This is a genomic window from Kineosporia rhizophila (assembly GCF_021277265.1).
Taxonomy (GTDB): domain Bacteria; phylum Actinomycetota; class Actinomycetes; order Actinomycetales; family Kineosporiaceae; genus Kineosporia; species Kineosporia rhizophila.
In genome coordinates this window covers 1-14,004 of record NZ_JAJSOH010000043.1, presented here as the reverse complement: position 1 = coordinate 14,004, position 14,004 = coordinate 1, and the positions used below count along the sequence as shown (strand labels likewise).

General features: G+C 70.2%; 14 protein-coding genes. 4 read left to right on the top strand and 10 right to left on the bottom strand.

Going from position 1 to position 14,004, the window contains the following annotated elements; translation table 11 throughout:
* Positions 1 to 42 precede the first annotated feature (42 nt).
* From LWF15_RS33410 to LWF15_RS33375, 8 genes are all read right to left on the bottom strand, one after another.
* Entirely contained in the window at positions 43 to 498 is a 456-nt protein-coding gene (locus LWF15_RS33410) for a DUF4913 domain-containing protein (protein WP_232814998.1), read from the bottom strand.
* On the bottom strand, positions 491 to 2,221 hold the full coding sequence (locus LWF15_RS33405) for a type IV secretory system conjugative DNA transfer family protein (protein WP_232814997.1): 1,731 nt from the start codon (positions 2,219 to 2,221) through the stop codon (positions 491 to 493). Before LWF15_RS33405 ends, LWF15_RS33410 begins: the two co-directional genes overlap by 8 nt.
* Complete coding sequence (locus LWF15_RS33400; RefSeq protein ID WP_232814996.1) at positions 2,218 to 3,597, bottom strand: hypothetical protein; 1,380 nt, start codon at positions 3,595 to 3,597, stop codon at positions 2,218 to 2,220. Before LWF15_RS33400 ends, LWF15_RS33405 begins: the two co-directional genes overlap by 4 nt.
* A 143-nt stretch (positions 3,598 to 3,740) precedes the next feature.
* Positions 3,741 to 5,240, bottom strand: a complete 1,500-nt coding sequence (locus tag LWF15_RS33395; protein WP_232814995.1) for an SCO6880 family protein — start codon at positions 5,238 to 5,240, stop codon at positions 3,741 to 3,743.
* A complete protein-coding gene (locus tag LWF15_RS33390) occupies positions 5,237 to 6,853 on the bottom strand; it encodes a hypothetical protein (protein ID WP_232814994.1) in 1,617 nt (538 codons plus the stop codon). Before LWF15_RS33390 ends, LWF15_RS33395 begins: the two co-directional genes overlap by 4 nt.
* On the bottom strand, positions 6,853 to 7,569 hold the full coding sequence (locus LWF15_RS33385; protein WP_232814993.1) for a hypothetical protein: 717 nt from the start codon (positions 7,567 to 7,569) through the stop codon (positions 6,853 to 6,855). The genes LWF15_RS33390 and LWF15_RS33385 overlap by 1 nt, the downstream gene beginning before the upstream one ends.
* A 127-nt stretch (positions 7,570 to 7,696) precedes the next feature.
* Positions 7,697 to 8,008, bottom strand: a complete 312-nt coding sequence (locus LWF15_RS33380) for a hypothetical protein (protein ID WP_232814992.1) — start codon at positions 8,006 to 8,008, stop codon at positions 7,697 to 7,699.
* 64 nt (positions 8,009 to 8,072) lie between these two features.
* Entirely contained in the window at positions 8,073 to 8,456 is a 384-nt protein-coding gene (locus LWF15_RS33375) for a DUF6668 family protein (RefSeq protein WP_232814991.1), read from the bottom strand.
* Positions 8,457 to 8,744: 288 nt separating this feature from the next.
* On the opposite strand from LWF15_RS33375, the gene LWF15_RS33370 reads away from it, so the two are divergent.
* From LWF15_RS33370 to LWF15_RS33355, 4 genes are all read left to right on the top strand, one after another.
* Positions 8,745 to 10,127: a MinD/ParA family ATP-binding protein gene (locus LWF15_RS33370; RefSeq protein ID WP_232814990.1), complete on the top strand. Its 1,383-nt coding sequence runs from the start codon at positions 8,745 to 8,747 to the stop codon at positions 10,125 to 10,127.
* A gap of 131 nt (positions 10,128 to 10,258) precedes the next feature.
* Complete coding sequence (locus tag LWF15_RS33365) at positions 10,259 to 10,909, top strand: hypothetical protein (RefSeq protein WP_232814989.1); 651 nt, start codon at positions 10,259 to 10,261, stop codon at positions 10,907 to 10,909.
* Positions 10,906 to 11,511 (top strand): hypothetical protein, encoded by a 606-nt coding sequence (locus tag LWF15_RS33360; protein WP_232814988.1) that lies wholly within the window; start codon positions 10,906 to 10,908, stop codon positions 11,509 to 11,511. The genes LWF15_RS33365 and LWF15_RS33360 overlap by 4 nt, the downstream gene beginning before the upstream one ends.
* On the top strand, positions 11,508 to 12,524 hold the full coding sequence (locus LWF15_RS33355) for a lytic transglycosylase domain-containing protein (protein ID WP_232814987.1): 1,017 nt from the start codon (positions 11,508 to 11,510) through the stop codon (positions 12,522 to 12,524). The genes LWF15_RS33360 and LWF15_RS33355 overlap by 4 nt, the downstream gene beginning before the upstream one ends.
* Before the next feature lie 171 nt (positions 12,525 to 12,695).
* Here the strand turns inward: LWF15_RS33355 and LWF15_RS33350 are convergent, their stop codons facing one another.
* Both LWF15_RS33350 and LWF15_RS33345 read right to left on the bottom strand, forming a co-directional pair.
* Positions 12,696 to 13,085 carry a DUF397 domain-containing protein gene (locus tag LWF15_RS33350; RefSeq protein ID WP_232814986.1) on the bottom strand — a complete coding sequence of 130 codons (390 nt, stop codon included), beginning with the start codon at positions 13,083 to 13,085 and terminating at the stop codon, positions 12,696 to 12,698.
* Positions 13,082 to 14,004, bottom strand: a 923-nt coding sequence (locus LWF15_RS33345; RefSeq protein ID WP_232814985.1) for a helix-turn-helix domain-containing protein, incomplete at its 5' end; no start/stop codon positions are given. The genes LWF15_RS33345 and LWF15_RS33350, both read right to left, overlap by 4 nt.

The window sequence follows — 14,004 nt, the reverse complement described above, 5'->3', positions numbered from 1 at the left end:
ACCGGCCGCCGATCGGGCTGGGGACCGGCCGGGGACCGGATGTCAGTCGGTGAGGTCCAGTGCCGCCGCAGCTTCACCAGCGTCGGCGGGCCCGTCGATGGCTGGCAGGTGTAGCTGGCCGGCGTCGGGCGCCGGCCAGCCCGTGAACTTCTCGGGCGCATGGCCGTTGCGGCAGAACCGGAAGGGGCCCTTGCCCGGGTGCAGGAGAGCGTCCAGGTGCGGGTCGAAATGCTCGATCCACCACCGTGACGGGCCGTCGGCGCTGGGCTCGGAGTCCTCGTCGCCCTCGACCATCACCGTCCAGGCGTCGTGCAGCGCCAGCAGCCGTGCTACCGCCTCGGGATGCTCCCACCAGTGCTCGCACAGCACCCGATCGTTGCGGCCCCACTCTGCGGTCAGGACCGGGGAGAGCACGTCGGTGAACCAGCGCAGGAAGGTCTCGACCCGCTCGCCGGCGGCCTCGGGCAGCGGGGTGGGGGACAGGAGCTGTTCAGTCATGCTGGGCTGCCCATGCCTCTCTGGCGGCGTTGATCTCATCGGCCTGGTCTCCGGTGTACCAGGGCTGGGGTTCCAGGACCAGCGGCTTACTGCCGGCGAACAGGATGATGCGATCGCGGGGGAGGGCCGCCAGCTGGGCGGCGGTGATGGTGCGGCGCTGGCGCACGTCCACCGAGACCGAGCGCTCGCCGCGGCGGTGGGTGATGCTGCGGTGCGTTTCGTCGTGGTCGCCGATGAGGTCGGAAAGCTCTGAGAGCCAGCGTTGATCGGCGACGCCACCGCCGTAGATGCGGATGGTGGCGGCCGACCAGAGGGTGGCCATGCCGTCCTGGCCCCAGACCGAGACGCCCTGGGCGTAGGACTGCAAGAACGTGATCAGGTTGATGCCCCGCGAGCCGTAGTGGCTGTAGAGCGCCGGGAGCTCGGGCCACCGGCAGACGTTCGCTGCCTCGTCTAGGACGCACACCAGCGGCACCGCGAGCCGGCCGGAGCGGTCCAGGTTGGCGATGGCCTTCTGCTCGGCGGCCTCGCACACGGCCGAGGTCAGCGCCGTCACGATGGCCCCGGCGGACCCGGCTCCCTCCCGCGACAACGCGTAGAGAGTGTCTTTGCTGCTCACGAAGCGTTCAGGGTCGAAGGCCGGCAGGCCTGCGGTGGGGGTGACCCAGGCCAGCAGCTGCGGGTTGATCAGGGGCCGGGCCATCCGCTGGGCGGTGCCGTAGACGCTGCCGCGCATCTTGTCGGGCTGCTGCTGTACTCCCTGAACCGACAGGGCCGGGCCGTCGTGGCCGTGGCGGCGCAGGATCGTGATCGGGGTGCGGTCTTCGGGGTCGGTGACCCAGCTCCAGACGTCTCCCAGGGGCCGCTGGTCGGCGGCGGCCGCCAGCATCAGCCAGGCCAGCAGGTCGGCGCCGGCGGTGTCCCACTGGGGGTCGGTGCGGGCGCCGGGCTCGCGGGTGTCGGCGACGAAGAGCGCGGCCAGCCGCTGCGCCTGAACAGCCGCGCGGACCGTCGTGAGGGGATTGAAACAGAATGCGGGCTGGAGGGTTCCGGCTACGCCCTGAGGGTCGAACACCCACACTCTGCCGCGTTTGGCGCGCATGCCCGCGCTGGCATCGAGGAGGTCTCGTTTGTTGCTGGTGGCGATCGCCGGGCCGGGCGCTGCCAGCAGCGAGGGCACGGCCTGCGTGGTGGTTTTCCCGCGGCGCGGCCCCCAGATCTGGACCTGCACGTCCTCCCAGCCGGCCAGCACCGGCTGACCCGATCCAACCTCCCGGCCCAGCACGGTGCCGGGCGGGCCGTCCAGCACCAGCACGACCGGAGCGATCCGCTTGGCCTGCTGGCGGCGGGCCTGAGGTGACAAGGCTTGCCGATCAGCGTGGTCGGCCAGGTGCCGCACGCGCCGGTCGACCTCGGCGCGCCGGCCGAACCTGCGCCACACCCGCAGGCCGATTCCACCCAGCAGCCCTCCCAGCAGCACGTACACCAGCGCGGCGACGGCCCAGCCCACCGGGGAAGGCCACGGGGTCAGACCTTGTCGTAGATGGGCCAGTAGGAGCAGCGGATGCGCTGGCCGCGGCCGTCCGGTGCGCACCGCGTCCACCAGCACGGCCAGCCAGACGAACCCGGCGCCCGCGACCGCCGCGCCCAGCACCGCCAGCAAGGCCAGCGGGTTGACCTCGGAGGTATCGGTGAACCGCCCGGAGGGGCTCCTGCGGCTCACTCGTGGGTCTCCGACCACCGGGAGTTGGTGTCGTGCAGACGCTTCTCGGCCTCGGTGAGGTGCACATGCACCGGGATGCCCGGCCGCGCGCCGATTTTGATCATCATCCGCCCGGCGCCTGGTGGGGTGGCCGGGCGCCCGTCCTCGCCCGCACGAGACGCCCAGGAGGCAGGGGTGGACCAGGAAGCCACCATGTCGATCTCGGGCTGTGACAGGTCAGCGATGCCGGTCAGGCGCTGCAGCTCCCGGCGGGGCAGACCGGCGAACATCAGCATCCCGGCGCGTTCGGCGAACCCACGCGCCTTCATCCGGTCGGCGGTGTCGGACATTGACTCCAGGTCCGCGAGGGTGTGCGTGATCATGAGCTGTGCCACCCCCAGGCTGCGGTTGGTGCGGGTGATGGCGTCCATGCGATCGGGCAGGCCGGCGCCGATGCGCAGGGGCCGCCACAGCTCATCCAGGACCACCAGCCAGCTGCGTTGCGGGGCCAGACCCGCGTCGGCGAGGGCCCCGGCGGCCTCGATGGCGCCGAACCCGTCGGACCAGGTGGCCAGCATGACCGCGGCCGTCAGCCGGTCGTCGCTCTCACTCAGCGACGAGATGTCCACGCAGATGCCGTTGGAGTCCAGGGGGATTCGGGTGGTGGTCTGCCCGGCGAACGTCCCTCCCAGCGGTCCGGCGATGACCGCCTGCAGGGACTTCTGCACCCCGTCGGCCGCGCCGCGGTAGGTGCCTTCCTGGCCGCGGGCCAGGGCCGCGGTCTGCAGGGATTCGGGGCCTTCCTCCAGCAGCGCGATCAGGTCCAGCAGCGTGGGGATGCCCCGGTGACGGGCGTCCAGCAGCCTCAGGGCCTCCGCCAGGAGCATCTCCTCGTGGTCGGCCAGCGGGGATCTGCGCACGATGGCGACCAGGGCGGCAACCATCTGCAGAGACCGATCACGCGCTTCCTGCCGTAGCCGCTGACCGGCCGGCCCACCGATCCGCTCAGCGGCCTCAGCCATCGCACCGGGGTCGAGGACGTTGATCTGCCCACGGCCTCGTCCCAGCGTGATGACCTGCCCGCCCAGCGCCCGCACCACCTCGACGTAATCGGGCTTCAGATCACCCAGGATCATCGGGGCGATACCCCGCGCCGCCAACCCGATCACCATGCGCACCGCCGTGCTGGACTTACCCAGACCGGGCCGGCCCAGCATCAGGGCCGAAGGGTTGGCGATCAGCCCGGCCCGAAACCAGCTGACCGGGTCGCAACTGACCGTCGTGCCCGTCAGCAGATCCCAGCCCAGCGGGACTCCCACAGTGGGCCGCGCTGAACCGGCCACCAGCGGCCACAGACCGCACACCTGCGTGGAGGTGCCCCGCCACTCCGCCGGCACCGGCAGAGTGTTCCACCGGCCCCGGCCCGCTCCCCGGTACCCGCGGGCCGTGGGACGAACGACCGGACCTGCTGCGCCCACCGGCGCCGCGCCCGTTGTGCCCGCTGTGCCCGCTGTACCCGTGGTGTTCTTCGGTGGCCGGCTCACAGGAGGCTCCGGACGGAGGACGGCAGCACGGTGTAGTCCCAGGGCAGGAACCCCACCGGCAAGCTCGCGGCGAACGCCGCCGCCTGGTGGCCGTAGCTGACCCGCAGCCGCAGCCGGGACATCCGCCCTACCCGGTCCACCGTGGCCAGCATCTCGGGCAGATCCTCCACCGAGGCGACGGTGGCCGTGACCAGCAGCGCGAACCGTGTCAGGCCCGCCCCGGCGGAGACGTCTCCCTCGGCCTGGCGGGTGGCCTGGACCCGCCGCTCGGCGTCGGCGGTGATCCGGCCCCCCGGCTTGCGGGCGTTGAGACTGGCCGCGGAGGCATCGCGCTCGGTGATGCCGGTGGCCTCCCCGGCATCGTGCGGGCGCAGTACCAGCGCCACCCGCTTGCGGGTCAGACGGACATCGGGCTGCAGCAGCGGAGCCAGGACGTTGGAGAACACGACTCCCCGTGGCGCCTCGACCATTTCCCAGGTCACGGACACTCCGGAGTCGTGCGCGTAGCTGCCCCAGGACTCGCGGGCCGACACCGGGCCGGCCTGCGACCACTCGACCTGCACCGGAGCGAGCTCGGCCTCCGCACCGGCCACCACCGACTGTGCTGCGGGGTCGTAGGCGACGCGGACCAGGGTGGCCAGCTCGCGCGGGGCCAGCGGCTCGACCGGGCCTGAGCCGCCCATCTCCATCGCGCCCATCAACCCGGGCAGCCTGCGCACCAGCTCGGCCACGACGGCGCCGGTGTCGCCCGGCTTGCGGTACAGATCGGCCCCGGCGTAAGTCAGGCAGACGTACACCGACTGATCGGCGCTGGCCTGGGGAAACTCCCGGATCACCTCCTCCAGCACATCCCGCGCCAGCTGCGGCGCGGTCGGGGAGAGCGTGCGGGCGTGCTCACTGGCCAGCCAGTCACCGGTATCGGGCGCGGTGTCCACCACCACGCTCGCCCCACGCAGGCCAGGCTCCTGCCCCAACGCGGCCAGGAAGCCGCCCCAGTGAGACACCCAGACATCGACTGTTTCCGGGTCGACCAGCCCGGCCCCGTCAGGCCGGCAGTGCAGCACCACGCTGTAGTGATGCCGGCCCGGACGGTAGAGCACCGCGATCTGGCGGTTGAGCGCATCGACGGTCGCGACCATCCGCGTCTTGGCCAGCACCCCCGGCAAAGGCCGCCCCGACAAGGGCGAAGCGAAAACCCCCGAGTGGTAGGTGTCCTCGCGTCGGCGCTTGCGCAGGATCCACCCCAGGCGGGTGGTCATCGCCGCCCCCAGGGTCTGGGCGCCGATCGGAACAGAGGCCAGTGCGATAGGCACCAGCACCACGGCCGCCGTCACCAGGGCTGCGAGCGCGGACACGAGCATGGAGACCAGCAGGGTGAGCACGACCCCGCTCATCAGGGCGGCGGTCGGGATCAGCCCCAGACCGGCCAGGCCGGGGCTTTTCGGCTGGACCCAGTTGCCGTAGGTGGGAGGGGCAGAGGCGGAGTGGGAACTCACCGGTCGGTCTCCTCGGACGAGTCGTCATCGGCAGGGGCAGCAGGCCGGACAGGAGGCCGGGCAGGACGCCTGCGACCTGGCTGCGCCCCGCTGGGGTTGTGCCCCGGCCTGCCACGCGGCGGCGGGGTGGAGCGGGAACGATCCGGCGAGCCCGCTCCCGACGGTGAGGGTCCCTCAGCGCTGCTCGGGGATGGGGTACCTGGTGCCGGACGCGGGGGGCCCGCGGGTCGGGGCCCGGAAGAGGCGGGCTGGCTGGAACCGCCTGAGGGCGGAACGGCCGGCGCGGCGGGCCCGGGACCCTGCGAAGCGGGCTGGGGAGTGGAAGTGGACGGGGCCCCGGTGGGTCTGTGTGCAGCACCAGCGCCAGGAGCAGAGCCAGATCGGGCACCAGACCCGGAGTTCGCGTCCTCCGGGCGAGTTCCGCTGGGCGCGGCGCCCGGCGCCGCATCCGTTCTCCCCCCGGGGGGCTCTGCACCGGGGGTCGATCGGCCCTGATCCTCACCGTGACCGGAGCCGGGGGAGATGTCGGTGGGGCCGCCGCCCTGAGCCGGTCCAGGACCATGGTGGCCTTGCCCGCCGGTCGGGGCCGCTGTCGGCTGGCCCGGAGTCGCGGCTGCGGTTCCGGCTTGGGCGGTCCTGGCGCCGGCGGCGGTCTGGCCCGCTGCTGCGCTGGCAGCACCCCGGGCGGCTACCGCGCTGGCGGCTGTGCCGGCCGTGACCAGCATGGCTGCCCCGGTGGCGGCCGCGCCCGCTACTCCCGAGACAACACCCGCGGCGTTGGCCGTCTGCATCTCCTTCATGACCGAGGACATGATGACCAGCACGGCCCGCAGGGCCAGGAGACTCATGGCCAGCAGCGCCAGACCGCTGATCGCGGCCACGGGGCCCTCGGCTCCTGTGCTCAGGCGGAAGGCTCCTCCCTGAGCGGCGGCTGCAGCTGGTTTGAACAGGATGAACGCGGCGAGCCAGCCCACCGTTTGATCCAGTGCCTGGCTGCCGCGGCGGGTGGTGGAGGCTGAGGCTGCCAGCGGCAGGAGCCCGGTGAGCAGGGGGATGAAGGCGCTGCGGGCGGCCATCAGCATCACCTGGACGATGCCGATCAGGACCGCGGCCAGGCTGATCACCATCAGCAGTGTGGGATTGGTGACGGCGGCCAGCCCGAGAAGCCCACTGGGGTCATCGGAATCGTCAGTCAGACTGGCGTAGAGCCAGGTCGCGAAAATGTCCGACGCGGCGGTCAGGGTCGAGACGATGAAGGCACCGGCGGTGCTGGCCAAGATCATCCGGGCCAGGCCCCAGGCCATCTGTTTTCCCGGCTCGGTGCGACGGGTCAGAGCCATGCGGATGCCCGCTGCGATAATGCCCGCCGCAGCGAAAGCGAACGTCAGGAGCGTCGTTCGTTCCTGCAGTTCGGCGGCCAGGCCCTGTGGAGAGTCCACGGCCGGAGCCTCAAGCTCCAGCCAGAACGATGTCGAGGTCTCCAGCAGCGTCGTTGCCGCATCCGCGAACTCATGGGCGAGCGCGTCGATGATGCTGCTCGAGGCGCTGATCACGGTCTGCTGGGCGCCCTCGCAGACGGCCCCGACACCGGGCAGATCGCACGGGCCGGGCACTACAGTCCCCAGGTCAGGTAGCCGTCCAGCGTGCTCAGCGGTGTCAGCGCTGGAGTGTCCGAGCCGTCAGGCAGGAGCTCGACTTTCCAGTCGCCGCCTACCTGCTCGGACTCGACCCAGCGCAACGTGATGGTGGCTGAGCGCAGTTGCCCCGAGGCGGTGCGTGACGCCAGCGCCACCACCGCACTGTCCTCGGCGAACGCCCTCACCGTGAATCCGGCCGGCTGGACGAAAGTGCCCGGCTGGGCGGCGACGTCGTCGATCTGACGGGCTGCCGCCAGGAAAGTCTCCCGGCCGGTGTTGGCCACTAACTGCTCCTGCCCGACCGCTACCCGGTAAGGCGAGGCCACACGCCTGGTGCTGATCACCTGCGCGGCCATCACCGCGCCCATCGGGGTGTGCGCGAAACAGCGCCAGACATCGCCGGAGCGCTCGGCCGGCCCGAACGTGTCGCTCACCGGGATCAGCGCCCGGTTCTCCACCCGCAACTGCAGGTCCGCCGGTGCTGCGGTCGGCCGATCCGAGGAGGGCGGTGCCAGACCGTCACCACAGCGCTGGCTGCGCTCGCCAGCACTAGGAGGATCAGAGACCGGCGGAGCCAGCGACGGCGTTCCGGTCACGTCCGGATACCGCTCCTGCCCGCCAGCATCTTCCCGTTCCTGTAAGAACAGCGCAGCCAGGGCCAGGACGACGATGGTGATGCCAAGGACGAGCATCCAGCGAGACCGTCCGCTGTCGCGCTCAAACTGCTGATCCTGCTGATCCTGCACGGTTCTCCTCTCCGAGAGGCCGGGCCAAATCGCTGGCCGGAGGGATGAGGGCACGGCTGAGACCCATCGAGGACTAGCCCAGGCCGAAAGCAGCGATGCTGGAGGCACTGCCGACAATGCTCGAGGCGACCAGCACCACGAAGAACTGCATGGCGTGCTCGCCGATCTCGCCTCGCCGGTAGGTGACGGCCATGGCGATGGCCACCCCGACGAAACCGGCCACACAGGCTGCGACGCCGAGGTAGGCCACCAGCGCCAGAACCGTGTCCACCCGCTCCGAGAGTTCCGGCGGCGCCTGACCCAGCCCCGGATCGGGAACGTTCGGGGTCGGGGCGATCTGCTGCCTGAGAACTGAGAAGCCGGAAGCCAAGACGGTTGAATTCATTTCAGCGGTCCCTCCATGACAGTACGTGCTGGCCGAGGCGCCGGCCCATGGTGCTGAGGCGGGGTCAGGTCGCGGCCGCGAAGTTCGTGTCCACGAGCTGTTCCAGGGCGCGTTGTGCTGCAGCGCTCATGTGTCCTGGCCGGGTGCGCCAGTCCTCGATCCAGGCCACCCGCCGCAGATGGGTCACGACCCCTGAGAGCACGTGCACCTGCTCCTGCAAGGCCTTGGGCAGGCGCCGACCGGGAGCGTCGGCCACCAGGACCAGGGCGAAAATGCTGGCCGTGCCGCGCTCGGCGAAGATCCGGCGCACACACTCCAGGCCGTGGGCATGGGTGCGAGCCACGAGCACCACCGGGCCCGGATGCTCCGGCCAGGTGCGCCCGCAGTCAACCCCCAGCCCCACCACTGCGCGCATGCTGCTGGTGCCGGCGCCCCCGTGAGCGCCCACCCAGCAGATCGGCGAGGGACGGAAACCAAGGGTCGGCTGGCTCGCTCGAGGAAATCGCTCATCTACAGGCAGGTCTGCCTGTAGATCCGCTGGAGGTTCTGCATTCCGGCCCTGCCCGGCGGGGGAGCTCGCAGCCGTACCTGAAGGCGGCGGCGTAGTCGAGGGGATCAACCAGGGGGACTTGCTGCCGTTCAGGCCCGCCATACTCCACCCACCTTCTCAACTAGAAACGAGTGGCACTATACAGTCATCAACTACAGTTGATGAATCGTTGACGGAGGAGGATCTGTGACCGAGACGCTCAGGCCCATCCGATTGGAAGTCCGGGACGGGCAGCCTTACGCAGACGGCCAGCTCCTCCCGCTACTCCCGCAGCCCGACGGCTCCACCCTCGAACCCGAGCAGGCCGCCATTGCCTGGGTCGCCCAGATCGCCCGCACGATGAGCCGGCCCATTCCCGTCGTGGCCACACCCGAAGACGGGGTGGAACTGCATCTCGAGGTCACACCCGACGGAGCATCCCGGTTCGCCGAACACGACGGCCCAGCCGGCGCCGACGACGTCCCGGGACACCACATGCCGCCGGATGCGGCCAGCGTTCCGAAGCCACCGGTCGTCGATCCCCACCCAGCCGGTGCGTCGGCGGGTGCGCCTGCCAGGGCTTCGGCCCTGGCCCACCCCGGCCACGAGCAACCACACCTGCCTGCGAGTGCCATTCAGATCCGCGAGCCCGGATCAACGCTCGGCCCGATCGGCGCACACCGGGCCCAGCAGGGCTGGCGGGGGCGCCTCGTGCGATCCACCGGTGTACCTCTGCCACCGGCAGCGGCCGAGCGCAGCTACCTGCAAGACCTGGCGGACGCCCAGACCCAACTGCCCGGCGGCCGGACCATCACGATCGTCAACCCGGCCGGCGCCGTCGGGAAGACCACGTCGGCGCTGCTGCTGTCCGCCGCCTTGGGCACCAGCCGCGGCGGAGGTGTGCTCGCCCTGGAGGTCACCCGAGGTCGAGGAACGATGGGCTGGCGCATCAACAGCTCCTCGCACGCCGGCACCGTGCGCACGCTGCTGCACGAGGCCCGGACCCTCACCTCGGCCACCGGCCGCATCGGTGACCTCGATCGCCACGTCCACAGCCAGGGCAGCGCCCGCTTCGACGCCCTGCCGATGGACGACATCGCCGACCTGGCAGCGCCCAGCCTGGACGGCAGTGAGGTCGACACCCTCCACGAGCTCCTGGCCCGGTACTACCGCCTGCGCGTGCTGGACACCGGTCACGACATCCGCGCCGAGACCTGGCGCCGGGCGCTGGCCGTCACCGACCTGCTGGTGGTCACCACCACCGTGCGCCAGGACGCCAGCCGGGCCGCAGCCTGGATGCTCGACGCCCTGGCCAAGGCCGGCCGGGACGACCTGGTCGCCAGCGCCGTGACCTTGATCCACCAGCGCCCGTCCGACCGGCACAAGAAAATCAAAAACGACATAGCTCAGCACTTCTCGGCCACCACCGGCGCCGTCATCGAAATACCGTACGACCCGGCGCTCACCCTGGGCGGGCCCATCGACCACGCCGCCCTCAGCCCCAAGAGCCAGCGCGCCTGGCTGCACGCGGCAGCCACCATCGTGCGCCACCTCGCGGTACTTCCACCCCGCACCAGCGACCAGCCATGACCGCGAAGCCCGGTCCGCCCCAACGCCGCACACGGCGCACCCTCTACCTGGTCAGCGCCATCACAGTCCTCACGGCAGGGGCGCTGACAGCCTCACACCACCCGAGCCGCCCTTCTCTCGCAGCAATCCCCGTGGCAATCCCCTTGGCCTCATCCGAGGACAGCCGTGCCGCCGCCACCAGCGCCATCGCCACCGCCTCACCCATCCCCCTGAACCACCGGCCAGGTCAGGACATCAGCTGGCGGCACACCGCCGGGCGCACCCTGCCGATCTCCGCCTCCGCCGGCCCCGCACAGTTGACCACCCACCAGGCCAGAGGCTTCGCTCCCACCACAGACGGCGCCGCCCTCGCAGCGGCCCATCTGCTCCAGCACACCCAGCCCAGCGCCGGCAGCGCGGTCTTCACCCCCACCATCACCGAGCAGGTTGTTTCCATACCCGGACGTCCCACCCCCGGGCAATTCCTGGCGCTCACCCGCCGAGCATCCCCCCGCCAGCAGCAGGCCGACGACCCCAGCGCCCAGACGGTCGCGTTCCGCCTACCACCGCGAGCGCACGCCATGTCACCACCGATCAGGAGCATCACGATCGGAGTGGCCGTCGCAGACGGCTGCACCCCGCACGGGCAGCTGAACGAGTACACCGTGCAGCTCCTTTGGCGCCGCGGGGACTGGCGGATGATCCCGCCCCCCGCCGGCACCTGGACACCGCGGCGCACCAGCACCGCCGATCGCGCCCTCACCGCCTACAACCGCCTCGGCCCCACAGGAGGAGCCTCATGAACCGCCTACACCCTCGACCCGCCGCCGTCCTATCGGCCGCGCTCGTCGGCGCGGCGCTCCTCACGGCCTGCTCCACGCAGGCCTCGTCACTTCGACCAGCCGACACCCGCCCCAGCGCCCCATCCGCTGCTGCGACCTCGTCACAGCACCAGGTCGGGCACACCGCGCCGGCCCCAAACCCGCGGGCCGCGTGCTCAGCCCTGGCACAAGCACTTCTGGGGGGAAACCCCAGCGCTGAGGGCCAGGAAGCCGCCTACGCAAGAGCCTCCATCTACGCCACCACCGACTACGCCCACGCCCTGCGCACCATGCCCCCTACCGAGGGGCATGCGGAAAGCACCTGGAATGAATGGGCCGAAGCCGGCGTCACCTCCATCGCCGTGAACACCGCCGTGCTGGGAGGCCTCGACGCACCCCCGAAGGACTCGCCCTGGGCGATGCTCACCGCGACCCAGACCCCCCACACCGATCGAGGACGATCCCTCAAAGCGCAGCAGTGGCAGGTAACATGCATCACCGACCGAGCCCCTGAGCGCGCTGGTTGGCTGGTCACCTCAGCCACCCTCACCTGGCAAACCACGGCCGACGTCACCGCCGCGTGAGCAGCTGGGCCACCCGCCTCGCTGTCCTGGCCGCAGGAACGGTCCTGACCCTGGCCGTGGGGCTACCCATCCTGGCAAGCGCTCAGCCCGCCGACAGCGCTGGCGGCCAACTCAACACCAGCAAGATCCCCCTACACCTGGTCGAGCACATCCAGGCCGCCGCGGGCACCTGCCCGCAACTCACAGCCCCCCTGATCGCAGCCCAGCTCTGGGTCGAATCCGGGTTCCAGGCGAACGCCGTCAGCCCAGCGAACGCGCAAGGCATCGCCCAATTCACGCCCCCGACCTGGACCGACTGGGGAACGGACGCCAACAGCGACGGCGTCGCCGACCCCTTCGACCCCGCCGACGCGATCGCCGCCCAGGCCAGCTACATGTGCTCCCTGATCGAGCAGTTCCGCCGAGCAGGATACGCAGGCGACGTCGTGGACCTTGCCCTGGCCGGATACAACGCCGGCCCGGGAGCCGTCCAGCAGTACGGCGGCATGCCGCCCTACCCCGACGTCGTCAAATACGTGGCCAAGGTCCGCGACAACCAAACCACGTTCACCACCGCGCTACCCGCCGCATCAGGTCGAGCCCCGGACGGGACCTGGCCCGACGAGACCTGCACCATCGCCCCCGACCCCACCACAGGCACCGGCTGCATCACCCCCCGCACCGCGAACCTGGTCACCCACCTCCGCAACTCCGGATGGAACCAGGTGACCTGCTGGGACGAACACGCCTGGAACCCCACCAGCGATCACCCCCTCGGCCGCGCCTGCGACATCACCATCGGACGCCTCGGCCGCCGCCCGAACATCAGTGAACAGGCCCAAGGCGACCAGCTCGCAGCACAACTACAAGCAGCAGCACCCGCCCTCGGCATCAACTACCTCATCTGGGCCGGCCAGATCTGGAGCACCGAGCGCAGCAACGAGGGCTGGCGCCCCTACGGCGGGGGCGGCGTCTATGACCCGGGAGACATCACCGGCGGCCACTACGACCACATCCACGCCAGCATGTACTGACAGTCAGCTACCCGTCGCGAGGCGGAGCGCTATTGTCGCAAAAGGGGCAGAATGGAGCTCGCTTCGGGATGCCACGCGGATGCGCCGTGCAGCGTTCGGCCCGGCGCAAACGGGACCGGCGCCGACCCTCGTTCCGGGAGGGTCGACGCCGGCCGCGGCTTCAGGGGCAGGTCACGCCACGCTGGGTTCGGTTGCGATGTCGAACTCGCCCTTGGCGACGCCGTCCTCGAAGGCGGCCCATTCGGCCGCCGTGAACGTGAATGGCGGGGTCGCTGCATTCGTGGTGTCGTGCAGTAACACCACACCCTTGCTTGCCAGCTGATCCATGTCAGCGCCGGGGCACGAGCCAGCGCGTGTACCGGTCAGAACGGCGGACCAGCCGGTGCGGTCGTACTCGAAGGGCGCGACCTCGGGGTGCTTGCTGTGCCGCAGTCGGATCTTCCCTTCCGTGACAACGGCGTCGAGGTTGACCTCTACGCAGTTGCCACCGTTCCCGCCGCTCGCCTGAGCTTTGAAATAGCCACGGGGGGTGGTGCGGATCGGGGTGATGTCAGAGCTCATGACAGTTCTCCAAGGGCTGTACGGATGGCCTCCTCAGAGGCCCGTGGGTCGAGAGCCTTGCTTCCCAAGGCGTCCCAGACGCGATTGTGGGACGCAACGTCCTCTGGCTCGCTTTGGTACAGGGCGCCCGTTGTGAAGTCGCTGTAAACCATCGGTCTTTCAACGGGCTTATCGGTTCCGGGTAGCAGCGGGAACGTCAGTGCACTGAATCCCGCGGCTCCGGTCATCCCTCCGTGGATGCCTGCCTCGAACGCCAGAATACGCAGCTCCACGTGGGGGAGCGCACCGGCTTTTAGGAGCCCTTCCAGTTGGTCTCGCGCGATGTCCGTCCCCATACCGATGGTTCGCCGGATGACGGCCTCGTTGAGAATCACTGAAAGGTGCGGTGGGTTCTCGCGGGTAAGCAGCGTCTGTCGTTGCATCCGTGCCTCGATGCGCTGCTCGGCCTCCTCATCTGAGTAGAGGCTGGGAAGGGAGTATTTGATGACCTCAGCTGCGTAGCTACGAACCTGGAGGACACCGGGGATCAGCTCGGCCTCGTACGTCCTAATCAGGCTGGCTTCGTGCTCCAGCCGGATGTAGAGCTCGAACCACGCGGGGACGGCATGGCCGATGTACTGCCTCCACCATTCCGTGGAGGCGTCGCCCTTCTGGCTGCTCTGCAGCGTGGCTGCCAGGCCCATGAGAACGGTCTGGAAGTCGTCCTCGACTCCGAGTGCAGTGAGGAGGCCTCGGAAGTCTCGTGGCTTGAACCGGACGTGCGGATCCGCCTTCTCGACGCGCTGGAGTGATGACTTGGTCCACTCGGCCTCGATGGCCAGTTGATCCAGGCTCATCTTCAAGGCCTCGCGCGCTTCGTTCACCGTCCTGCCGATGAATCGTCGTGCAGCTGCGTCGTTGGGGTAGCCCTGAGCTGACG